This window comes from Kovacikia sp. CALU 1929, assembly GCF_056784235.1.
On record NZ_JBXBCF010000021.1, the window covers coordinates 1 to 22,733 of the forward strand.

25 protein-coding genes are annotated in these 22,733 nt (G+C 50.5%); 12 read left to right on the forward strand and 13 right to left on the reverse strand.

Annotated features, from left to right (window positions below):
• Positions 1-69 precede the first annotated feature (69 nt).
• Complete coding sequence (locus tag AC1S52_RS01215) at positions 70-321, forward strand: hypothetical protein (protein ID WP_482027216.1); 252 nt, start codon at positions 70-72, stop codon at positions 319-321.
• 398 nt (positions 322-719) lie between these two features.
• Here AC1S52_RS01215 and AC1S52_RS01220 read toward each other — a convergent pair whose 3' ends face one another.
• The 8 genes from AC1S52_RS01220 to AC1S52_RS01255 form a co-directional block, all read right to left on the reverse strand.
• Positions 720-1,043, reverse strand: coding sequence for a thioredoxin family protein (locus AC1S52_RS01220; protein WP_482027217.1), 324 nt, complete (start codon positions 1,041-1,043; stop codon positions 720-722).
• 277 nt (positions 1,044-1,320) lie between these two features.
• Positions 1,321-2,124 carry a PspA/IM30 family protein gene (locus AC1S52_RS01225; protein ID WP_482027218.1) on the reverse strand — a complete coding sequence of 268 codons (804 nt, stop codon included), beginning with the start codon at positions 2,122-2,124 and terminating at the stop codon, positions 1,321-1,323.
• A 253-nt stretch (positions 2,125-2,377) separates the two neighbouring features.
• Positions 2,378-3,535 carry a murein transglycosylase A gene (gene mltA, locus AC1S52_RS01230; RefSeq protein ID WP_482027219.1) on the reverse strand — a complete coding sequence of 386 codons (1,158 nt, stop codon included), beginning with the start codon at positions 3,533-3,535 and terminating at the stop codon, positions 2,378-2,380.
• Between the two features lie 195 nt (positions 3,536-3,730).
• Positions 3,731-4,048: a hypothetical protein gene (locus AC1S52_RS01235; protein WP_482027220.1), complete on the reverse strand. Its 318-nt coding sequence runs from the start codon at positions 4,046-4,048 to the stop codon at positions 3,731-3,733.
• Between the two features lie 180 nt (positions 4,049-4,228).
• On the reverse strand, positions 4,229-4,996 hold the full coding sequence (locus tag AC1S52_RS01240; protein ID WP_482027221.1) for a hypothetical protein: 768 nt from the start codon (positions 4,994-4,996) through the stop codon (positions 4,229-4,231).
• A 535-nt stretch (positions 4,997-5,531) separates the two neighbouring features.
• Positions 5,532-6,365, reverse strand: a complete 834-nt coding sequence (menB, locus tag AC1S52_RS01245; protein WP_482027222.1) for a 1,4-dihydroxy-2-naphthoyl-CoA synthase — start codon at positions 6,363-6,365, stop codon at positions 5,532-5,534.
• An 83-nt stretch (positions 6,366-6,448) separates the two neighbouring features.
• Positions 6,449-8,191, reverse strand: a complete 1,743-nt coding sequence (gene menD, locus AC1S52_RS01250) for a 2-succinyl-5-enolpyruvyl-6-hydroxy-3-cyclohexene-1-carboxylic-acid synthase (RefSeq protein ID WP_482027223.1) — start codon at positions 8,189-8,191, stop codon at positions 6,449-6,451.
• Positions 8,192-8,201: 10 nt separating this feature from the next.
• Entirely contained in the window at positions 8,202-9,665 is a 1,464-nt protein-coding gene (locus tag AC1S52_RS01255) for an isochorismate synthase (RefSeq protein ID WP_482027224.1), read from the reverse strand.
• A 205-nt stretch (positions 9,666-9,870) separates the two neighbouring features.
• Here AC1S52_RS01255 and menA point away from each other — a divergent pair, with 205 nt between their 5' ends.
• The 4 genes from menA (at position 9,871) to AC1S52_RS01275 (ending at position 13,308) form a co-directional block, all read left to right on the forward strand.
• Positions 9,871-10,785 (forward strand): 2-carboxy-1,4-naphthoquinone phytyltransferase, encoded by a 915-nt coding sequence (gene menA / locus AC1S52_RS01260; RefSeq protein ID WP_482027225.1) that lies wholly within the window; start codon positions 9,871-9,873, stop codon positions 10,783-10,785.
• Between the two features lie 107 nt (positions 10,786-10,892).
• Positions 10,893-11,888, forward strand: a complete 996-nt coding sequence (locus tag AC1S52_RS01265) for an o-succinylbenzoate synthase (RefSeq protein WP_482027226.1) — start codon at positions 10,893-10,895, stop codon at positions 11,886-11,888.
• Between the two features lie 23 nt (positions 11,889-11,911).
• Complete coding sequence (locus AC1S52_RS01270; protein WP_482027227.1) at positions 11,912-12,271, forward strand: hypothetical protein; 360 nt, start codon at positions 11,912-11,914, stop codon at positions 12,269-12,271.
• Between the two features lie 2 nt (positions 12,272-12,273).
• Positions 12,274-13,308 (forward strand): AMP-binding protein, encoded by a 1,035-nt coding sequence (locus tag AC1S52_RS01275; RefSeq protein WP_482027228.1) that lies wholly within the window; start codon positions 12,274-12,276, stop codon positions 13,306-13,308.
• Here AC1S52_RS01275 and AC1S52_RS01280 read toward each other — a convergent pair.
• The gene (locus AC1S52_RS01280) at positions 13,271-13,690 is read right to left on the reverse strand and encodes an acyl-CoA thioesterase (RefSeq protein ID WP_482027229.1); all 420 of its coding nucleotides are present in this window, start codon (positions 13,688-13,690) and stop codon (positions 13,271-13,273) included. The genes AC1S52_RS01275 and AC1S52_RS01280 overlap by 38 nt on opposite strands.
• A 232-nt stretch (positions 13,691-13,922) precedes the next feature.
• On the opposite strand from AC1S52_RS01280, the gene AC1S52_RS01285 reads away from it, so the two are divergent.
• From AC1S52_RS01285 to AC1S52_RS01295, 3 genes are all read left to right on the forward strand, one after another.
• Positions 13,923-14,576, forward strand: coding sequence for a DUF3386 domain-containing protein (locus AC1S52_RS01285; protein ID WP_482027230.1), 654 nt, complete (start codon positions 13,923-13,925; stop codon positions 14,574-14,576).
• Between the two features lie 221 nt (positions 14,577-14,797).
• Positions 14,798-15,040: a NifU family protein gene (locus AC1S52_RS01290; RefSeq protein WP_482027231.1), complete on the forward strand. Its 243-nt coding sequence runs from the start codon at positions 14,798-14,800 to the stop codon at positions 15,038-15,040.
• Between the two features lie 70 nt (positions 15,041-15,110).
• The gene (locus AC1S52_RS01295; RefSeq protein ID WP_482027232.1) at positions 15,111-17,360 is read left to right on the forward strand and encodes a glycoside hydrolase family 57 protein; all 2,250 of its coding nucleotides are present in this window, start codon (positions 15,111-15,113) and stop codon (positions 17,358-17,360) included.
• Between the two features lie 8 nt (positions 17,361-17,368).
• Here AC1S52_RS01295 and AC1S52_RS01300 read toward each other — a convergent pair whose 3' ends face one another.
• The gene (locus AC1S52_RS01300) at positions 17,369-17,704 is read right to left on the reverse strand and encodes a hypothetical protein (RefSeq protein WP_482027233.1); all 336 of its coding nucleotides are present in this window, start codon (positions 17,702-17,704) and stop codon (positions 17,369-17,371) included.
• Positions 17,705-18,236: 532 nt separating this feature from the next.
• Positions 18,237-18,794 carry a DciA family protein gene (locus AC1S52_RS01305; RefSeq protein WP_482027234.1) on the reverse strand — a complete coding sequence of 186 codons (558 nt, stop codon included), beginning with the start codon at positions 18,792-18,794 and terminating at the stop codon, positions 18,237-18,239.
• A gap of 278 nt (positions 18,795-19,072) precedes the next feature.
• Here AC1S52_RS01305 and AC1S52_RS01310 point away from each other — a divergent pair, with 278 nt between their 5' ends.
• From AC1S52_RS01310 to AC1S52_RS01320, 3 genes are all read left to right on the forward strand, one after another.
• Positions 19,073-20,476, forward strand: coding sequence for an SPOR domain-containing protein (locus AC1S52_RS01310; RefSeq protein WP_482027235.1), 1,404 nt, complete (start codon positions 19,073-19,075; stop codon positions 20,474-20,476).
• A 163-nt stretch (positions 20,477-20,639) separates the two neighbouring features.
• Positions 20,640-21,392 (forward strand): PspA/IM30 family protein, encoded by a 753-nt coding sequence (locus AC1S52_RS01315; protein WP_482027236.1) that lies wholly within the window; start codon positions 20,640-20,642, stop codon positions 21,390-21,392.
• Positions 21,393-21,722: 330 nt separating this feature from the next.
• Complete coding sequence (locus tag AC1S52_RS01320) at positions 21,723-21,923, forward strand: hypothetical protein (protein ID WP_482027237.1); 201 nt, start codon at positions 21,723-21,725, stop codon at positions 21,921-21,923.
• A 53-nt stretch (positions 21,924-21,976) separates the two neighbouring features.
• Here AC1S52_RS01320 and AC1S52_RS01325 read toward each other — a convergent pair whose 3' ends face one another.
• Positions 21,977-22,117 (reverse strand): LuxR C-terminal-related transcriptional regulator, encoded by a 141-nt coding sequence (locus AC1S52_RS01325; protein ID WP_482027239.1) that lies wholly within the window; start codon positions 22,115-22,117, stop codon positions 21,977-21,979.
• Complete coding sequence (locus tag AC1S52_RS01330) at positions 22,114-22,479, reverse strand: hypothetical protein (protein ID WP_482027238.1); 366 nt, start codon at positions 22,477-22,479, stop codon at positions 22,114-22,116. The genes AC1S52_RS01325 and AC1S52_RS01330 overlap by 4 nt, the downstream gene beginning before the upstream one ends.
• 158 nt (positions 22,480-22,637) lie before the next feature.
• Here AC1S52_RS01330 and AC1S52_RS01335 point away from each other — a divergent pair.
• On the forward strand, positions 22,638-22,733 hold a 96-nt coding region (locus AC1S52_RS01335; protein WP_482027240.1), incomplete at its 3' end, for a transposase.

Consider the following 22,733-nt stretch of genomic DNA (forward strand, 5'->3'; position numbering starts at 1 on the left):
CGCGAGTCGACTAAGTTAGCTCCGAGTCGCACGGAGGTGTTTGGTGACATCGCGCGTCACCGCTGGTAGATGGAACTGCTGTCGAAGTTCTTGAAAATTCCCCTCCACCTCGCCCGCTTGATGTGTAACAGCGTAAACGGAGTGAGGATTCAAATCTACGTGGTACTGATTGCCTATTTGATTCTAGAGGTGATGGCAATTCCGGCCTTTTATGGGCATCGATTGTTGGATAAGTTTCTCTATTTACAATTAGAATTCAGTCGTGGTTGCCCCATCGTCCACTTGAGCTATGATTTCCTCCCAGAGGCACTTGTCCATTGAAGTGTCCACTGAAATATGAAGTTTTATATCTGGATTCAACACTTCTGGTGTACAGCCCTTTGACGGAGAACCCAACAAGAAGCATGATTCGCCTGATTAGTCCAGAAGATTAATCAAAAATATGAGATCCCAAACTTTTTTGGGGAAGGAATCAAGATAGGAAGTTCAGGTAAATCTTTGTAATTAGTCTGCCCTTTTACACGTTACCTGGGGAATTCAGAAAAGCCGGTAAAGACTAGCCATTTAGTCTTTACCGGCTTTTAGCTTGAATGCAAATTTCGCCAAGCTAAATTGTGCCACCTACTGATCGCTCAATTGTCTCCGAGGATGTTTGAAAAGCCTCGGTTGCCGTTCTGGGTAGGGCGTAGCGAAACATTGGCAAAGCCTGCTGCCTCAGTTTACAAATATGGACTGACGATCGCTTCCAGCTTTTGCTTGCTGATAGCTCCCTCTCTGGATTCGACCACCTCTCCCTGGTTAAACAGTCTTAAAGCAGGAACTCCCTCCACCTGATAGCGGTTCACGGCTTCAGGGTTGGGGTCTACTTCTAGCTTGACCACCTTAATGCGATCTCCATGTGCCGCTGCCAAACCGTCCACAATCGGAGCCATTAACCGACAGGGACCACACCAGGCTGCCCAAAAATACGCCAACACGGGCTTGTCTGCCTTCAGAACTTCGGCTTCAAACTCAGCATCAGTAATCACCTGCACACTATTCATACCTGTTCCCAAACTCAGATCTGCAACAAAATGCTCACCTCAGTCATTTTGACGCTTTTTGTTGCCACTCGGCAAATACGTTGGGAAAAGGAGGTAGAGGAGGAGGGGGAGGGGGAAGTCAGAAGTTGAAAGTTTTGAGTTGAAAGTTGAGAGTTGAGAGGCAACCCATGATGGCAAAAGGCTACTGACCACTGACTCCTGACTCCCTTCCCATCTCTAACAAATCCTACCCCTCCCCTACCACCTAAAACCCAAAACCTACCACCTAACCCCTCTTCTACAACTGATCTAGCTTTGTTTTCAGGGCTTCTAATTCATCATCAACCGCCGCATCCGGACCAGCTTTACTGGACTCTTGGTTGGTTGGGGTGGACCTAGCAGCATTTTCGGTGCCAGGAAGTTGAGCCTGAGCGGGGGATGCGCCGCCAAGTAACTGGGCTTTCATTGCTTCCAACTCGTCATCTACATTGGTGCCAGATTCCAGCAGGGCAAATTGACTTTCCAGGTCTGCTCCGGCAAGCTCTGCGGCGGCTTGAGAGCGGGCTTCCATCTGCAATACCTTCTCTTCCATCCGCTCAAAGGCTGCCATAGAACTGCCGGTACTCATCCGCCCAACCGTGCTTTGCAGTTGCTCATTGGCTTTAGCTGCCGATGCCCGCGCTTTGAGCATATCTTTCTTGGTTTTCGCTTCAGAAATCTTGCCTTCCAGTCCAATCAGATTTCGCTTTAAGGCATCAACCGTTGTGGTTTGCTGATCTAGTTGAGCTTTGAGGGTAGCCCCCGTCTCGGAATGGGTTTTCTTCCGAAGTAAAGCTTCCCGCGCCAGGGCTTCGTCACCTTTTTGTAGGGCAAGCTGTGCCCGTTGTTGCCAGTTACTCGCTTCGGTCTGCGCCTGGTTGAGCTGTTGCTGGGTGCGCTTCTGGCTGGCGATCGCACTCGCAACTGCCTGACGCATTTGTACCAGATCCTCCTGCATGTCGATCAGGGTTTGATCGAGAATTTTTTCGGGGTCTTCTGCCTTGCTGACCAGATCGTTCAGGTTGGCTCTAACTACCCGGCTAACGCGGTCAAATAGTCCCATGTTTCCGTCCTTTCAATGGTTACAAAATGAACAGTTGCAGGTGGAGTGCTGCTAGTTTTGGAGTTTAGATGGCGAATTTTAGATTTTGGAGAAGCCTGGTTAATAAGCCACTCTCGTACCAGTGTAAAAACTTAAAGCGGCGATCGTCAGTTTACGGCGAATTTTTTTAAGGAGGTAGTACCGGGGGATGGGGATTGAATGCGGGGGGAGCCGTTGAGAGTCAAGCGTATGGAAGTAAAACATCGGCTGTGAATTATTTCAACAGAAGATAGTAGAGCGTTCCCGGAGCGTTGATTAAACCTGCGCGATCGCCTGCTAATTTCCCGGTTCCCATAAAAATATCCACTCGTCCCGCTCCCTTAATTGCCCCGCCAGTATCTTGATCCAACACATAGCGGCTGACTGGTCGCGGCTCTAACTGTCCAGTTTCATTGGTATAGGGGATCTGAGTCTGGATCAGTGCCAGGGCACCGGGTGGAAACAGAGATTTATCGGTTGCGATCGAACGCTCCGGTGTGACCGGAACCCCCAAACTCCCCGTGGCGTTTTTCCCTCCCGTCTCTTTGAAAAACACAAACCGCTGATTTTTGGGCAAATAGGTATCCAGGTCTGTTGGGTTTTGCTGAAAGTACTGGATGACCACAGGCAGCGAGAGGGCTTCTTGCTCAATTTTGCCTGCATTGATCAGTTCTTTGCCCAGGCTGACGTAGGGGTAGTGGGTGTGCCCAGCATAGCCAACCGTTATTGTCCTACCATCCGTCAGGCGCAGACGGGCAGAACCCTGCACCTGGATCAGGTAGGCTTCCAGGCGATCGCGCAACCATGCCAGTTCCAGACCCCGTAATTTTCCTTGTGCAGCCTGTAACCCGTCCATGCCTTCCAACTGCACTCGCGTTGGGTGGGGTTGGGACCAGGCAGCAAAATCACGCGGTTGACGGTAGATCGGATAGCGAAACTCACTCGTAGGTTTGGGACTGGCAGTATAAACCGGCTCAAAATAGCCTGTAAAGCCAACGGTGCCCTGCCGATCCTTGCCTGTAGCCTGGTAGAAAACAAACTCTCGTTCCACGAATGCCTGTAGCTCCGCAGGCGATCTCGTGTAGAGCAACAATTGCCGGAAGCGCTGGAGACTGCGTTCAACCCGCTGGCGGGTAATCCTTGGAACCGGAGATCTGCGGTAATCTGCGGCTGCACGGGCAGTTCTGAGGTAGCGCAGGCTATGGTCAACAGCGGCAAGCAATGCTTTGCGATCGCCCCGTTGCCCCGCCCCACCCCAAATTTGCTCATCCAGACCAGGCTGAGCTGGTAATTCAACTGCAACCAATGGTTTTGAAGCAGTTGGGCACTGAACCTGGTCAACCGCTCCATTCACGGCTCTGGTTTGGGCTACAACAGGCAAAGCGACTGCCATGAGCACCATTCCAACACCCCAGAAAAGCCATCGACCGTTCACCTGAGCGATCACTTATCCCTCCCCATCTGCATCATCGGCACTAGAAAAGCTAGAACTCCGGATTCAAAATTCCCAGAGATCTGTTTGGATTCTAGCGCCTCAGATCTAGCTCCCCATCCTAAATTAAGCCCCGGCAGGCTTGCTCTTTGCCTACTAAAACCGTTCGACACTGGAGCTAAACACAGGCTCTACCCGGATCCCCAATACGCTGGAAGGGCGCAGCACCATATACTCTCCCTGAACGTTCTTAATTGGCACCGTGATGAAATCAGTGGAGGATGCCTTGGGCACCAACTCACTGCTGTACCACTTCTGAAACTCTTGAATCGTGGCGAACCGAACTTCCTCGCGATGCCCTCCCTGAATCAGGATATGCACCGCATATTCAGTCGGTGTGCGGGCGTACTTACTTCTTCTCTGTTCCCCGCTGGTTGCACCGCCAGTTTGGGCTGGATTAATGTTTTCTGTCATAGCGCGTTTCCCTTGCCTGTATGACCTTCACAATTATCTACTCAGTCAAGCTGAATAAACTCACTTTTCCCAGGAAGAGGCTGAAAATATCTTTGGAGGCAATCTCCAACGAAGAGGAGTCAATAGCCTAACCCCCTAGCCCCTAAGCCCTGCCGCTTTTCCTCCAGGAAAACAAATCCCTCAGGAAAACAAACTAAACCGTTGCAAATGGGTTTGAACGAGAGCGGAAAGATTTTTACGTAATTGGGCTTTGTCCCTAAATACAAGGCGGTTCTGGCTGGGCAGATCGAAGGGAAAAAAACCGGGCAAGTCTGAACGCTCCATCTGCATCAGCAGAATCTGCTCGGTGCGCTTGCACTGGAGGGCATAGCCTACTTCGACACAGACCTTAGGGCTGGGGATGAGTTGGGTTGGGGAATTGCTGATCTGGGCGATCGCGGTTCCATCAGCAATAAATAAAAGACTCTGGCGAATCGTTCGCAGCAAAGAGCTGTTGAGCCGAGTTGGACCATCAGACAGACGGTGAGATTCCTTTAAAGTAAGCGGAAGACGAGATTTTGAATTCAACTTGTCGAGCAAACCTTGCAATTCTTCACGCAAAATTTCGCTCGACTCTGGAAATTCACTCTGGTAACACAGAAAAATGGTTGGCTCTAAATTAGCCAACACTTCTTGTTTTGAAAAATAAATTTCGTGGCTGCGTAAATCAATATTTGCAATGACGTAGCCACCGCTCCCCTCAATATAAAACTCAACCAATTCCCCTTCTAAATAGCGCTGAAACCAGACTGATTGTTTAACATCTTCACTGTCCTCTAAAAAATCAGCCCTCAGTCCTGACTTCAGCAAACTATTTTTACTCAGGCGCAAGTCATGGGGTCGTTTTTCTAATTCTTTAATCGGCTCATATTCCTGGAGATACCAGGCTTTCAGGGCAATAATAGCCATGATGCGCTCTGCCTCATGAGGTTTAAAACTACAACAGCATCCAAGCCCCTACTCCTCGAGCGATTTCCCTTCTTATGCCTATTGTATATGGAGTTGAACTGATTGCACACCCTACAAATAACCATCAACCAATCAGTTTCATTGCTCCCTTTCTACTAGCTAGGGAAATATCAAGTTTCGATTTGGATGCCGTCGTATTTTAACGAGACAGATGTTACGTGAAACAGCTCTTTTTACCTCTTACTAACGTGGACTTGGCTGTTTATCTGCCAGGGAAGCTCGTTAGCTTCAATTACCACAATAGCAAACCTAAAAATAGAATCAAGCCTATGAAACCAAAGTTTACTTTTAGGGCAAGCACTGTTTTGCAAGCCTTTCAAAGGCTGAAGGAGATAGATTTCATCAGCCTTTTAGTTAGCTATTTAATTCATTGTTCCAGAGCTTGGAAGTAGGTGGGTGAAATCAAAGGGTAGGATGGGCAAATCCTTTAGCAATAACCTTACGGAATGGCTGCGCTAAGGCTGTGCTAGAGAGATCAAGGAAGCCAGGGATACTGGCGAAAGTCCGGTGGACGTTTTTCTAGAAATGCTTGCTTTCCTTCGGCTCCTTCTTCCGTCATGTAATACAGTAGCGTTGCATTGCCAGCCAGCTCTTGTAACCCAGCTTGCCCATCACAGTCGGCGTTGAATGCCGCTTTAAGGCAACGAATCGCGATCGGACTTTTTTCCAAAATTTCCCTTGCCCACTGGACGCCCTCTGCCTCTAGCTGATCAATCGGAACTACGCAATTGACCAAGCCCATTTCCAGCGCCTGCTGGGCATCGTACTGGCGGCAAAGGTACCAGATTTCTCGTGCTTTCTTCTGCCCCACAATTCGTGCCAGGTAGCTGGCACCAAACCCACCATCAAAGCTGCCGACCTTCGGACCACTCTGCCCAAAAATAGCGTTGTTAGCAGCGATCGTCAGGTCACAAATAATATGAAGAACATGTCCTCCCCCAATGGCATATCCTGCCACCAGCGCAATGACAACCTTAGGCATTGAGCGAATCAGTCGCTGCAAGTCCAACACATTCAATCGGGGAACACCCTCATCGTCCATATACCCGCCATGCCCCCTGACGCTCTGGTCTCCACCTGCGCAGAAGGCATACTTCCCGTCTGTGTGGGGACCTGCACCCGTGAGTAGGACGACACCAATCCGAGGATCTTCCCGGGCATTTGAGAATGCATCGTACAGTTCAGATACCGTTTTGGGTCGGAAGGCATTGCGTTTATGGGGACGGTTGATGGTGATTTTGGCGATTCCATCGGCTTTGTGATAGAGGATGTCTTCATAGCTTTTAACAGGTTGCCAGTCGATTTGCATGGGAGGGGATAAGGGGGTAGTTGTTGGTTGTTAGTTGTTGGTTGTTGGACACCCAACAACTGACAACTAATCTCACTTTTCGCTCAAAAGCTGATATTGGCAGCAAATGCTTCTAAGTTATTCTGCCGCCAAAGGGCATCTGCCTTTCGTCCTGTACGAATTTCCAGGATGCGAACTCCACTTTGGGGTAGCTGGGTTAGGCGGCGCTCTAGCTGTTGCCAACTGGTGATTAATTCGTGTTCTACCCCGTAGGTGGTGCAGAGTTGGGCAAAATTGATGGATTGGGGAGTGGCAAAGAAGGCTTCGAACGGTGGATCAAATTGGGAAATCGGCAACATCTCAAAAATTCCGCCGCCATTATTGTCGATCAGCACAATGGTCAGGTGTCCAGAGAACTGAGGTTTGAGTAAAAAGCCGTTGGTGTCATGCAGGAGTGCCAGGTCACCGGTCAACATGACACTGCTTTGCTGACGGTGGGCAATGCCTAAAGCGGTAGACAGACTTCCGTCAATACCGTTTACGCCCCGGTTAAAAATGGGTTTAACTCTAGAATTTCCGGGTGCCCAGAAAAATTCCACATCTCGTACAGGCATACTGCTGCTGACGAAGAGGGGGGTTCCCGATGGCAGGACTTTAGAGAGCAACCAGGCAACCTTACACTCAAACAGGAACTCGGATTCCATCATGGTCTGGTCGAGCATTCGCCGGGATTGAGCCTCAGCGGTACGCCACAGATTGAGGTAGGCGTCGGAGGGCGTGGGAAGTTTTGGGATGAGCTTGGCAAATGCTTCAACCGATACGTGCAAATGGATCGTTTGACCGTGCAGAGGATCGAGGTTCCGCCCATCAGGGTCAATTACCCATTGACGGGGTTGGATGGCTTCTAACCAGTTACGGAGCTGTTTGCTGGTGGGCATCTCGCCAACCCGAATCACCAGTTCAGGGCTGAGTTTTTCTGCCAGGGAGGAGTTACGCAGGATTAAATCATAGGTAGAGATGAGATTGGGGTTGAGGTTGGCATAATTGCGCAGGGGAGAGAGTCCTTCAGCTAGCACGGGATAGCCAAGGGCACGGGACAAATAGGCGATCGCCCGACAATAGCGCTCTGGAGATTTGGGCTGGGCAGGACCGGCAACAATAATGCCATAGGCAGAAAGCGGGGGGAGAGGGGAGGGAGAAAAGGGAAGAGACGGAAACAGGGTAGGGAGGGAGGCAACCGGGGCAAAAAAACTATCCGCATCAAACGTCTCTGAAAAAGATTGGGCTTCTGGTTGAGGCAGGGGGGCAAGGGGATCGCGGAAGGGAAAATTGAGATGAACGGGACCCGCTGTTGGATAAAGGGTTCGTTCCCAGGCGTGAATGGTGGTTTGCCTGAGATAACCAAGCATGGACATGGCTAGAGATGGCAGTGCTAGTTCGGTTTGCCAGTTCGGGTAGCTGCCGTAAAGCTTTTGCTGGTCGATCGCCTGTCCAGCATTACAGTCTCTCAGTTCCGGCGGGCGATCAGCGGTCAATACTAGCAGGGGGACACGACTTTCCCTGGCTTCGATAATGGCAGGATAAAAGTTTGCCCCAGCGGTACCAGAGGTGCAGACTAAAACCACGGGAAGCTTGCTCTGGCGAGCAATACCGAGCGCAAAAAAAGCGGCAGAACGCTCATCCAAAACTGGAATGGCTTCGATCTGGGGATGGTTGGCAAATGCGATCGCCAACGGTGCAGACCGCGATCCGGGACAAATAATAGCAGTGGTCAACCCTAGCCGGTGCAGGGTTTCTGTCAGAATCGAAGTCCAAACCAGGTTAGTATTTCTGAAATCAATCGGCATGAATCTGTCACTAAACCAGCGCAGCTAAAAGCGCCTGAAGCTTAAGTTGAACTTCTGCCAGTTCTCGTTCTGGGGCTGAACCGGCGACGATTCCAGCTCCAGCATAGAGGCGGGCATGGCAACCATCAATTAAAGCAGAGCGGATGCCGACAGCAAACTCACCATTGCCTTGATGATCGACCCAGCCGATGGGGGCAGCATAGAGCGATCGCTCAAATGCCTCGTACCGACGAATATGCTCACAGGCAATATCTCTTGGCACCCCTGCCACAGCCGGAGTCGGGTGAAGCTCTGCAACCGCATCCAGCAGGTGAATTGCCGCAGGCACCCGTGCCTGAATCGGCGTTTGCAAATGCTGAATATTAGACAGTTGGAGGAGCCGCAGCGGTGAAGGCTGGGGTGTTAGCCCTAGCTGACAAAGTTGCCGGGTAATGAACTCAAGAACTACCTGATGCTCGTGCATTTCCTTCGCACTATTGAGCAGGCTATTTGCCAGAAACGCATCTTCGCAGGTTGTTTTACCGCGTGGAGCAGAGCCTGCCAGCGCATCGGTAACTAATTGGCGGTTACGAAGACTAATTAACCGCTCTGGGCTGGCACCCATAAAATGCTGTCCCTTTCCGTTGCTGATAGCAAACAGGTAGCAATCAGGATGAAGGTGACGCAGATTGTTAAGGGACTGAACCAGATGAAAGGGGAGGGGCGAAATAATATCAACCGCATGGGCAAGGACCACTTTGTTAAACACCTGAGTCTGGATGGATTCCAGCGCTGACAGTACTGCCTGCTGAAAGTGGTGGGTATCTGCCACATCTCGCCTCTTCAGCAGTTTCTGATGGTTCAGATTGGGGCTGAGCAACTGATAGTGGGTTGAACGGATCGTTTGTAAGGTTTTCCACAAATCATCGGTTGTTGATTCCAGGTGAATCTCCGAATGAATTGCCAGATTTGCCACCACGGTACAGCCGTTTTCTCGATAGGTGATTTGCCATTTCGGTAGAAAGACGGTTGCGGCTGGAAAGAGAAAGTCGGAGTCAAAATTATTGTCAAAAAAAGTGAATCCACAGAAAAAATGGGGGCCTGCCAGTGGCAAATGGGAATCCCCAACGATCATCGTATCTGAAAGAACTGATTGAATGAAGTCTTTTGCAGCTTGAAAACGGTTAGAACCCCCTACCTGAAGGTGAATTGCCGAGCCGATCGCCGCAATCCCACTAATACTTTTAGAGCATAAATTTGGGTCATCAGAATAGGTATTTCGATTTAAATCTCGCTTTTCGATGTAAAAGTTTAGCTGATCAGGTTGGGCGATTTGGTCAAAGACAATGAGTGGATCGACAGGCTCAATTTCCAGGGATATGCTAATGATTTTGGGATGATCTTTTTCGAGCGATTCTTGTTGGCAAGCTGAAAGAAATTGGTGCAGATCCTTACGGCTTTGAAACAGATTCTTGCAGTACGGTGTAACTGGCATGTAACAGAAGCAATGGAACTGTATAAACCAGTATAGTTCTGCGATCGCCCATGACGAGAGGTTTACAGCCAGTCAATCTTGCGGGGGCTATTGTGTTGCGAAGTTTGAAGTCTGGGACAACGATCAAAAAGCTGGAACCCCCAGAGCCGTAGAATAATAAAGCTGTTTTGAAACAAGGCTCTAGCCTTTTGAGCCGTGTCCCCCCATGACCACCAAAACCCTTGAGAATACAGGTTCCCGTCCAGACCGCAAGCTTTGGCTGGCAGCCATCAAGCCACCCATGTATAGCGTCGCTATTATGCCGATTGCGGTAGGCAGCGCGGTCGCCTTTGCCGAAACCCAAACCTTTGATCTGAGAATCTTTCTCACTTTTCTTGCCGCTGCCATCCTTATCCTCGCCTGGGAAAACCTGAGTAATGATGTGTTTGATTCAGAAACTGGTGTAGATGTCAACAAAGCCAACTCGCTAGTTAACCTGACGGGCAATAAGTCATTCATCTTCTGGCTAAGCAATGTCTGTTTAGCTCTGGGTTTGCTGGGAATTGGGGCGATCGCTTTCTGGCAGCAAGATTTGACTGTAATCGGGTTAATTTTGGTCTGCTGTGCGATCGGCTATGTTTACCAGGGACCACCGTTTCGTCTTGGCTATCACGGGGCAGGGGAAATTCTCTGCTTTTTTGCCTTTGGTCCCCTGGCATTTGCTGCCGCCTACTATAGTCAGACCCAATCCTGGTCTGTCACTAACTTTGCAGCATCCGTGGTGGTTGGCATTGCCACCAGTCTGATCCTGTTCTGTTCTCACTTCAACCAGATTCATGAAGATGCCGCCGTTGGCAAGAAATCTCCCATTGTTCGTTTGGGCAGTCAACGAGCCGCCCAACTTCTACCCTGGATTACTGGCAGCATCTACGGATTCACCCTTCTATTCATAGTTCTGGGGATTTTCCCAATCTGGAGCCTGTTAGTGTTTGCCAGTTTGCTCTACGCCTTCAAGCTGTGTCGCTTTATTGGTTCCCACTACACTCAACCGGAAAAGCTGATCTACTGCCGGTTTATTGCGGTTTCGCTTCACTTCTGGAGCGGGCTGTTGCTGGGGGCGGGGTTTGTGCTGGCGGGGTGAGATGGGGAGTTGTTGGTGGTTGGTTGTTAGTTGTTAAAGGGGGGAGTGGAGGTGAAGAGTTGAGAGTTGAGAGTGAAGAGTTGAGAGTGAAGAGTTGAGAGTGAAGGGTGAAGGGGTGGGGGTTTGAGTTTGGGGTTTATGCTCGTCCGTTTCGGCAACCGCTGAAGACGGCTCACGGGGTTTGGCAGAGGCGCGAAGGGATTATTTTACGGCTGATTAATCATTCTGGGGAGGTGCGCTTGGGGGAGATTGCCCCGGTTCCCTGGTTTGGTTCTGAAACTTTGGAGGAGGCACTGAAGTTTTGTCGGCAGCTACCCGCTCAAATGACAGACGAAATGATTCGCTCCATTCCAGAGGAGTTACCGGCTTGTCAGTTTGGGTTTGAGTCTGCTTTGCAACTGTCAGTCAGCCAGCCATTGAAGTTTTTTTCCTGTAGCCAACTGCTGCCTGCTGGAGTTCAGTCTTTAAGTGCCTGGGAACCTCTATGGAAGGCAGGAGGGCGAACGTTTAAGTGGAAAATTGGCGTAGACGCGATCGCCCAAGAACTGGAGATCTTTCACCAACTGATCCAGATTCTTCCCTCATCTGCCTATTTGCGTCTGGATGCCAATGGTGCATTGAGCTATGACGAAGCCCTACTCTGGTTACAAGCCTGTGATGACTTGCCACCCGATGCTCCAGGCGTAGAATACCTGGAACAGCCGTTAGCGCCAGAACACTTTGAGGCAATGCAAGCCCTCAGTCAGCAATTCAGGACGGCGATCGCTCTGGATGAGTCGGTTGCCAACCTGACCCAACTACAAGCTTGCTATCAGAAAGGATGGCGGGGGGTGTTTGTGATTAAGCCCGCGATCGCAGGTTCTCCCGCCCGTCTGCGCCAGTTCTGTCAGGAAACAGGCATTGATGTGGTCGTTTCTTCCGTATTTGAAACGGCGATCGGGCAACAGGCAGTGCTTCATCTGGCAGCAGACCTGATGCTGAAACAGCGGGCGATCGGCTTTGGTTTAGATCACTGGTTCCCTGAAAATGACCTTTTTCAGAGGCTAGAGGAGGAGGAGTTATGGGAATGGCTCTGTAGCTACGCTCGATTGACGGGCATATAGGGTGCGGGGGTTAGGAGATGCAGATGAGAACGGTTCTAGACCTAGACTACTTTAATCAGCGGTTAACCCAGGACTGGCTATTTGGTCACAGTCATCAGGCATTGATTGATCGCATCCAGCAACGGCTTCAACAGTTATCGACCTGGGACAGCCCACCCAAAATTCTTCTAGCTGAGCGAGATCCAGTCAGCTTCGTTGCTGGCTTCATCGCCGCCTGTGTGAGGAACGCGCCTGTTTTCCTCTGTAATCCCGACTGGTCTGCTGGAGAGTGGCAGCAAGTGATCGGCATGGTGCAGCCTGATTTGGTCTGGGGAGTAGAGGGGCAGAGGAGCAGAGGGGCAGAGAAATTTCATTCCCCATTCCCCATTCCCCATTCCCCCTGATTATGATCCCCACTGGTGGATCTTCCGGTAAGCTCCGGTTTGCGATCCACACCTGGGAAACTTTGATGGCAGCGATCGCTGGATTCCAGCAGTATTTTGGCGTGGAGCAGGTGAATTCCTTCTGTGTTTTGCCCCTTTACCATGTCAGTGGTTTGATGCAATTTCTCCGCTCCTTTACGTCAGGGGGGAGGCTGGTGATTTTGCCGTTTAAGACCGTTGAGGCTAGAGAACTGATTGATATTGCTCCAGAGTCTTTTTTCCTGTCCCTGGTGCCAACTCAGCTTCAGCGATTACTGAACCAACCAGCGTTGATTCCCTGGCTATCCCGGTTCCAGACCGTTCTGTTGGGGGGAGCGCCTTGCTGGTCTGAGCTATTGGAAACGGCAAGAACCCATCAGATTCGGCTGGCTCCCACCTACGGCATGACCGAAACAGCGGCTCAGGTTGCCACACTAAAACCCGAAGAGTTTCTCCAGGGACACTCCAGTTGTGGTCAGGTGTTGCCCCATGCCCAAATCAGAATTCGCACCGCGACTGGTCAACCCCTGGATTACCCCGGAGCCGGGATCATCACCATTCGTGCCAGATCCCTAGCTCTGGGATATTACCCCCTCACCCCACCCCTCACCCAAAAAATAGAACTGTCCACAGACGATCTGGGCTTTTTAGACCAGCAGGGATACCTCCATGTCGTGGGACGGAGCAGCGACAAGATTATTACGGGTGGGGAAAATGTATTTCCAGCAGAAGTAGAAACCGTGATTCGGGCGACGGGGTTAGTCCAGGATGTCTGTGTCATTGGAGTGAGCGATCGCCACTGGGGCCAGATAGTGACTGCCCTCTATATCCCATCCAGCCCAAAGGTTTCCTCAGAAAACCTCCAAACTGCTGTGACAGACCGCCTGAGTAAGTTCAAGCAACCGAAACACTGGCTTGCTGTTGATCAGTTGCCGCGCAATGCCCAGGGCAAACTGAATCGCCCCCAGGTAGAGCAGATCGTTAAGGACTGGATGACAAACCAAGAAGCCAATTCCTGATGGAATCGGGTAGTGCCGTTCGGGAACGACTGCCCGGAACAATGCAAACATGGCGCGTCTCAGCTTTACTGGCTGCTTTCTCCCTTCGTTCTTCCAGGAACACTTCAAATCCAATCTCAAACTCGTTCTCACTCAACAGCCGGGGAGTCAGGCAAATTTCCAGGCGATCGCCACAATGCAGCGGACGAAAGAAATTCACGCTAGCATGGACAACCGGAATGGCCACCATCTCTCCCTTAAAAAACCGTTTCAAGTCAATTCCCGCTGCCATCAGCGATGCCTCATACGCCTCATGGCACATCCCCAGTACATTCGCAAAATAAACCACCCCTGCCGCATCCGTATCCTGGAATCGAACAACCCGTTGGTAAGAAAAAGGCATCCGTCTGACAAATGCTACAGCCAGATTATAGAGGGTAGGGGATAGGCTAATTTAAGAGGTCAGGATTTGGCAGGTTTGTCAATCACAAGATATTGTCCAACTAAACTCAAAGCCCCAGACCTCGGAGGTTTTGAAAACCTCCGAGGTCTAAACCTGACGATTAACTCCTCACCCCTCACCCCTCACTCCTGATCGTCCTACACTAGAGAAGACTATCAACAAGGAGAGTTTCATGACAGCAAAACTGTCTGCTCGCGATTTATTTCGGGCTGCTTACGAAAATCGCTACACCTGGGACAAAAACTTTCCGGGCTACACCACAAATGTTCAGCTAAAGACAGGCGATCAGGTCTATACCGGCAAGATTCGGATTAACGCGGATCTGAGCTTTGATGTCATGGATGTGGCTGACGAGGAAGCTAAAAAAGCTATTCATGGTCAGGTTTGGGAAATTGCGGTTCACCGAGTTCGCCGTCCCTTTGAGGAAACCCACGGTAAAAATACCTTTGAATATGGTGAAACCGATAAAACAGGTGCTGTTGAACTTCTGGTAGGTGGTAAGGCAGAGGGCGATCGCTACAAGGTTCGGAACAACGAAGTTTGTCTGGTTCATCGCTTGATTCATGGAGTCTTCGTTACGATCAACACCTTTAGCGCGATCGATACCGGTGCGGGTTACCTCTCCCACACTTATGACTCGGTCTACCACGATGCCAAGACCGGCGAACCCAAGGGATCTCGTCAGGAATTTGAAGACAGCTACGAGCAGATTGATGGTTACTGGATTATGACTCGCCGAGTCATTAAAACCGCCGAGGAGGGCAACCCAACCACCACCGAATTTTCCTTTTCCAACGTAGCTTTGTTGCAGCCTGTTGCTGTTTAAAGCCTGTCCAAAAACTTCTTGGGTTTTAGTTCTAAGATTCGACGGTTAAGGATTTTTGAATAGGCTTTTGATGCCAAACCAGGGGCATGGCACCGCTGTGTCCCAGTTGGCTACCAATTTTTTGAACGATGACCTTTCCACTTCCAGCTTGATTACCTAACTTCTAACGTTTCCCGCTAGGATCATTAACGTAAAGGAAATCTGAATCCTGAAGGAGAACTATGTCTCAAACGTTAGCTCTGACTAATGAAAATGTTGAAACGGTGTTGGATGAGATGCGTCCTTACCTAATAGCAGATGGTGGAAATGTCGAATTGGTTGAAATCGACGGGCCCATTGTCAAATTGCGGCTCCAGGGAGCCTGTGGTTCTTGCCCTAGCTCCACCATGACCCTGAGAATGGGGATCGAGCGCCGCTTGCGCGAATTTATTCCCGAAATTGCTGAAGTTGAGCAAGTGATGTAAGAAAGGATGAGGGACGGGGTTATTCATTCCCGCTTCATCCTTCATCCACCATCTTTTATTCTTCATCTCCATGCCCCATCCTTTATACGTTGCCTTCATCTGGCACCAGCACCAGCCACTTTACAAAAGTCGGGCTGTACAAGCCGGTTCCCCTGAGGGGCACTACCATTTGCCCTGGGTACGGTTACACGGCACTAAAGATTACCTGGATCTGGTGTTAATTCTGGAACAGTTTCCAAAACTACACCAGACAGTTAACCTCGTTCCATCCTTGATCCTTCAGATTGAAGATTACATTGCTGGAACGGCATTTGATCCTTACCTGACCGTGGCATTGTTGCCAGAGGAGCAACTTTCCCAGGAGCAAAAGGCGTTTATTGTCGATCATTTCTTTGATGGTAATCACCGTACTCTCATCGATCCCCATCCGCGCTATGCCGAGCTTTATCAGCATCGGCAGGATAAGGGAAAGGACTGGTGCCTGGACAACTGGGGGTTGCAAGACTATAGCGATTTGCTGACTTGGCATAACCTCGCCTGGTTCGATCCTTTATTCTGGGATGATCCAGATATTGCTCAGTGGTTAGAAAAGGACCGGGGATTTAGCCTGGGCGATCGCCAGCGCATCTATTCCAAGCAGCGAGAGATTCTCCGCCGTATCGTGCCCCAGCACCGCCAGATGCAGGAAACCGGGCAACTGGAGGTGATTACCTCACCGTATACCCATCCCATCCTGCCCTTGCTAGCAGACACACACTCAGGACGGGTTGCCATTCCTGACCTGGCATTACCTCACCATCGCTTCCAGTGGGCAGAAGACATTCCCCGCCACCTGCGTAAAGCCTGGAATCTCTACCAGGAAAGATTTGGAACCTCCCCCCGTGGACTGTGGCCCTCCGAACAGTCTGTCAGCCCAAAGATTCTGCCCTACATTAGTCAGCAAGGTTTTCAGTGGATTTGCTCCGATGAAGCGGTTTTAGGCTGGACGCTGAAACACTTCTTCCATCGGGATGCATCCGGCAATATTGAAGATCCCCGGTTGCTCTACCGTCCCTATAGGCTGGAAACCCCTGCGGGTGATCTAGCGATCGTTTTCCGAGATCACCGCTTGTCAGACCTGATTGGCTTTACCTACGGCACAATGGAGCCGAAGAAAGCCGCTACTGATTTAGTCGGGCATCTAGAGGCGATCGCCCGCTCGCTTAAGGCACACCAGGAGGAGGGTAGCACGACCTTAGAAGCCCCCTGGCTGGTCACCATTGCCCTGGATGGCGAGAACTGCTGGGAGTTTTATCCCCAGGACGGCAAACCTTTTCTAGAATCGCTCTATCACATCCTCAGCGAGGATCCGGATATTCAGTTAGTTACGGTTTCCGAATTCCTGGATCAGTTTCCCCCCACGGCAACGATTCCCGCTGAACAACTGCACAGTGGTTCCTGGGTAGACGGCAGCTTTACCACATGGATTGGGGACCCGGCAAAAAACCGCGCCTGGGATCTGTTGACAGAAGCGCGGCAGGTACTGGCAAATCACCCGGAAGCCACCGAAGAGGTTAACCCGGAAGTTTGGGAGGCTCTTTACGCCGCCGAAGGTTCGGACTGGTTCTGGTGGTTTGGGGAGGGGCACTCTTCTAATCAGGATGCTATCTTCGACCAGCTTTTCCGAGAACATCTGGCAGCGATTTACCAGTCTTTGAATGAACCTGTCCCGCCAGAGGTGACCTTTCCGATTGAGCTGCATGGGTTACAGGGCGATCGCTCCCCCCAAAGCTTTATCCACCCTTTAGTGGATGGCTACGGAGATGAGCAGGATTGGGATAAAGCCGGTCGGATCGAAGTCGGTGGATCGCGTGGCACAATGCACCGCGCCAGCGCTATCCAGCGCCTCTGGTATGGCGTAGACCACCTCAACTTCTACTTGCGGTTGGACTTTCGGGCTGGGGTGAAACCGGGAACTGATGTGCCACCCGAACTCAACTTGCTCTGGTTCTATCCCGACCAGACCATGCACAATAGCCCCATTCCCTTGGTAGACCTTCCGAATGAGCCGCCATTAAACTTCCTGTATCATCACCACCTGGGAATCAACTTGATGACTGGCACCCTCTGGTTTCAGGAGGCAGGCGAGTCCTGGCGTTGGCATTCTCGCGCCAGTCGCGCCCAGGTCGAGTTAAATGCCTGCCTGGAACTGGCAGTTCCTTGGGCAGATTTAACCATAGAACCCGACTGGGCATTACAACTGGTGCTGGTACTCTCCGATGGTGGACGTTACCGCAGTTATTTACCGGAAAATGCGATGATCCCAATGGGAGCACCCTAGGGAACCCATTAACAACTCCAGAGGGCACGAATCCCTACAACCGGTCTAACAGCAGCAGGTGTGGGAGTTGCCTCTGAAGCAACAGCTTGCTCCTGACTAGCTTGATTAAGAGGAGGATAACTGGCAACCACCACTTCCTGAACAGCTAAGCTACGCTCCTGCCAGCGCATAATTTGCTCCAGATTTTCCCAGGAAGGTGCAAAAGGTGGGATCGCTAAAGAGCATGCCTTCCAACCGCTTTGAACTGCAACATTAAGTTGTTGACAGTGCCCCCCTCGCCGCCCTTCTGGCAGATAGTGACGACAGTGCCGACAGGCGGGAGCGGAAGAAGCGGATGATTTCATAAAAAAGTTGTGTTGAAAAGTGATTAATTCAATTCTGAGTGACGTTAATTTCCGGCAATGAACCGGGAAAAGCCTGTAGTAGCGATCCCCCTTGTGATTGAGCGATCGCACCCAAAAATAGGAGTTTAGATTTTTTTCACTTTTGGGATAAGAAGAGCAACAATCGTAGAGGGGATCGCTGATTTTGCTCAATAACCGCTTAAGTTTCTTCTAGAATCCGGTGGGGATCAGCTAAAACTAAAAGCCAGCTATGTCATCCGTTATCCTACGTAAATCCCAAAAAGTAGAAAATCTACTAAGAGGTACCGTAGATTTAAAGGTGAGTTGAAAATTAGTCATTTTCAGATTTAGAGGTACGACAGGTACCTGCTAATTGCTCTGTCGCCTTGGCGAAGTCGCGGCTATACGGACAAAACCCGCCTCCGCAGGTTAGGGAAACTCCTCATTTGCCTTAGTCCGCATAGGCGGACTTTGTTCGCGTAGTCGCGGTTTTAACCGCTGAACCCTTTTCAACCATTCTCTAAATCCTTTGCTACCAGTGTTTTGCTGCACAGAGGGCGCAGACTTGCCACCGTTCCAATTCTCCTGGAGGGGTCGGGCATTGACAGTGAGGACAAAGGGGTAGATCTTGTGATCGCGATCGCACCGCCTTTGCCCAGTTCTGAAACGCCTGGGTAGAGTCAACTGGCTCCGGGGCTTTCGATGGGGTCAAGGTCAACCGCTTGACTACTCGACTGGGATGCTGTTGCCATAGTTGCGTCTGCTGCTCAGAACCAGAATCGGCAAGGAGGGCAGGGGTTTGCCACTGGGCGGTCGAAAATCGAACATCCGTCAGGGATAGGGACAATTTGGTGTTGAGTTTGTCCAAGATACGTTGACGCTCAAACACTAAGTTTTGCGCCCAGGCAGAACTGGAGGTTGCCACCCGCAAAATGCCTCGCTGAACCGAGATCGGTTGAGTCTGGGCTGCTACAACTGGACCGACCACTTCAGCCCAAGACTGGAGCAACCGTTGAAGCTGGCGCTGCTCTTTAGGTTGATATTGGGTTTCCAGACTACCCAGGACAGAATGAAGCGATTTGAGGCTCATATTTCAAACGGATGTGCGGATTCGCGTAAAAAAGTGTATAACTTTGCTCGGTTCCCTACCCAAATTGTCGCTAATCAGGGATACTGGACGGCTATGTATCTACAGGATAGGCATCTAACGGTTGATGAACTGGCGGCGAATGACTATTCTTGTGAACTTGCACCGAGTTTACTCTGTCTGCCGGATGAAGCATCAACTTCTCTAGCAAAAATAAGTTTCATGGCACCAAAGTTCATGACAAAAGCGGTTTATAGAAAATTGGTAGAAGGAGTTGCGTTATGCGCCAACATCCCAGGGTAGAATCCCCCGTCGAGGTTTCTCAGTCCCAGCCCCTGCATCCAGTCCTCAGCAGTGCTCTGGCAAATCTGGATATTCAACTAGAGGAAGAATTGGCTCGATACCGTCGGATGAGGGCGATGCCTGACCGGGTTCCTCGCCGAACTGGGCGCTATGCACCTGATCGATCGCTGGATTTGATCTCAGTTTCGGCGGTAGGGGGCAGAACTCATCCCGCGGAAACAGCCAGCCCGACGGAAACTCCTGTCAGCGAGAACAATGGGGATGTTTCTGCTGATCCGATGTATGGTGCTGTAGCTCCAGCGATTGCTTCCGCTGCTCATTCCTCAGACCTGGCGATATCCCCCCAGCATCAGGAAAGTTCTGCCCTTCCTGGCTCTGAACCAGAAAGAGCCCTTTCCCAGGAGCAAATTGAAGCGATCGTCAAACCCCTCAATCCCCAAGGGTTGGACGACTATTTGGAATCTTCTGAGGAACTTCTAAGGAGTCTGGCGGAGGAAGAGGCAGCAGTCCAGGCTGAACGGGGTTTTGTCCAAAGTTTACTCACTCCCCTCGGCATGGGTTCTATGCTGTTGCTCTTGCTTTCTAGTGCCATGTTTGGCTATTTGGTGATGAACCCGTCTAGCCTCGGACGGCTGTTCGCGTCCCCCAATACCAATCAAGATGGAACTCCCAAGGGGCAAGCTGCTCAAACTGAAGGCATCAGCCCCCAACCAAACCTGGCAAATAAGGAATTTAAAGACCTGAATCTGGATACGCTGGGAACCTTGAAGACAGATTCAGCCCCCGTAAAGCGGTCTAACTTGCCAACCACACCAACCTCGCCGTCCCCGACCGTCCCCGGTCGCCCAACCATCGCCACCCCATCTTCTGGCATGTCGGGTAATCCAACGGCTTCGGCAACTGCCCCAAACACGGCTGGAAGTTACTCAGGATCTCGGTCAGCGCCTCTGACTTCCCAGCCAGAACCTGCTCCGGTGGCTCGTAGCCAACCTGCTCCATCAGTCAGAACCTATGACCCACCTCAACCAGCTCGGAGCTATGCATCACCTTCCCGTTCTACTCCGTCAAGGGTAAACACCCCCTCGCCTCCCACAACCAACTCTTACAGTCCGCCTGTGGTGAAGTCGCCCTCTCCGGCTGCCGCTGCTAGCCCTGAAACCCGCACCAGTGCATCGGGTTCCTATGACTACAAAGTTGTGATTCCCTATGACAGCGATCGCACCCTGGAGACGGTCAAAGAGTCGGTGCCAGATGCCTACCTGCGCAACTTTCCCGATGGTGCCCGGATCCAAACGGGGGCATACTCCAGTGAAACAGATGCGCAACGACAGGTACAGGAACTTCGCAATCAGGGAATTTCTGCCGAAGTGTATAAGCCCTGAGCAGAGAGGGGAAGGTACGGTAGTATTGAGAAAAAGTTATGGGTTAAAAGTTTTGAGTTTTGAATGGCTTCATGAAGTATTTTCAGAGCTGTACTTAAAATTCAAGATTTAAACCTTAATATCCAAAACTCAAAACTCAAAATTACTGAGCCAGGAGAGTGTCATGGGATTTTTTGACCGAATCTTTCGGGTGATTCGCGCCAATCTTAACAGCCTGGTGAGTAAGGTCGAAGACCCTGAAAAGATTTTGGAACAGGCGGTTCTGGATATGCAGGAGGAACTGATCCAGCTACGGCAGGCAGTGGCTCAGGCGATCGCGACTCAGAAACGCACTGAACGGCAATGTTCCCAAGCGCAAACGACTGCTGACGAGTGGTATCGACGTGCTCAGCTTGCCTTACAGAAAGGTGATGAACACTTGGCGCGAGAAGCCCTGACACGGCGCAAATCTTACCAGGAAACAGCGGAGGTGATGCAGGCTCAAATTCAGCAGCAGTCTGGAATTGTGACCCAGTTGAAGCAGAACATGATGAAGCTGGAAAGTAAGATCTCTGAAGCCAAGACTAAGAAAGACCTTTATGTTGCCCGTGCCCGTTCTGCCAAAGCCTCCCAGCAAATTAACGACATGATGGGGCGGGTTGGAACGGGTAGCGCTCTAGAGGCATTTGAGCGCATGGAAGAAAGGGTGTTACAGATGGAGGCACAGGCGGAAGCGGTTGCTGAACTGGGTATGGATGACCTGGAGAAGCGGATTGTGGCGTTGGGAGAAGCGGATGAGGTGGAAGCTGAACTGGCAGCTATGAAAAGTCAGGTATTGGGAGGTTCTCAATCTACTGCCCAATTGCCTGCCAGCGAAGCAACCCCTGAGATGGATCGAGAGTTGGAACAATTGCGATCGCAAATCAAAGAACCCTAGCGTTCCATCAGGAAAATTTTGATGGGTCGTAGACCCTCAAAATTTAGCCATCATTAACTTCTTGAGTATTCGCTACCTGTCAAATTTAATTTGACAGCGTGCTAGCCTGAGGTGTGGCTGAGTAGCGGGATAAATTGGAACGCCGTTTCCACCCTTTAACGGCCAAAGCCCAGCACCAGATGCAAGAAAGTTTCAAATAAGCTTTAAGGTTAATTTCTAATTTAGTTAACGACAGTTAAAGAATTGTGTTTGTTGGAGCCGAACCTCTGGGCAAGTTCCTATACTGATCCCAAATCCCAATCGTTTGCATAATGCACGAGGAGGTCCGAAATGGTTCATACATACGAGGTGTTTGTCGATATCAAAGAGTATCTTGAGCAGGCAAACGCTGCATCTCACTGCGAGACAACCCGATACGAAATCGATGCAGAATCTAGAAAAATTGCTAACCACACGGCACGTTATCTGGCTAGAAATGAGCACCCTAAATGCACTGAATACGATGTGCGGGTGACCAGGTTATTGAAGTAAAGTTTAATTGAATGAACAGGGGCGATCGCTTCAGATATCTCCACTCTCTTCATTCAGCGAATCCACCCATTAGTGATGGCTTGATAAAGCGCCTGATAGCGGTTGCGTACTTTCAGTTTTGTCACCACATTGTTGATATGAAACTTGACAGTGCTTTCGCTGATGATGAGGTTATTGGCAATGTCGCGATCTATAGTCCCTGTGACAGAAGCGTTATAATCTCTAACTCCCGCTCTGAAAGGGGTGGGGGTTTTTCATTGGATTGGGATATTCCCCACAAGTTTCCTTGAGTGACCATCCCTGCCGCTTCCCGTAATTGGTCAGAAGTGGTCAATAAGCTTACACTGGCACGAATTCCTTTGGGTAAACCTTGCCCCTCCTGATGAACCCACAAAATATACTGAGACGCACTCAGTTTTGTCCTGTCGTCGGTCAATAAGGGAATGGTTGCTTCGGGAGTTTCGCAAACCATTAGCCCTGCCAGATGTGCCAGGTGGGTAAAAGCAATTTGTAGAACAGGTTGGCGGCAGTGGATCCATAACCGTTTCCCTGGCACACACTTTGAGTAAGGAATAGTCAGCGATAACTAAATCGCTTTGGGGTGAGCTTCTGCCTCGATTTGCAGGGTACCACCACTGCAAGTGATAGCAAATACTTAGATTGCCAAGGAAATTTGGCGTTGCATAATGGGAATATGAAATCAGGGTGAAACCGATGCAATGTCCCGAATGTGGCTCAACTGACATCAGTAAGAACGGCAAGCAAAGAGGTAAACAAAATTACCTCTGCAAAACCTGTCGGCGGCAATTT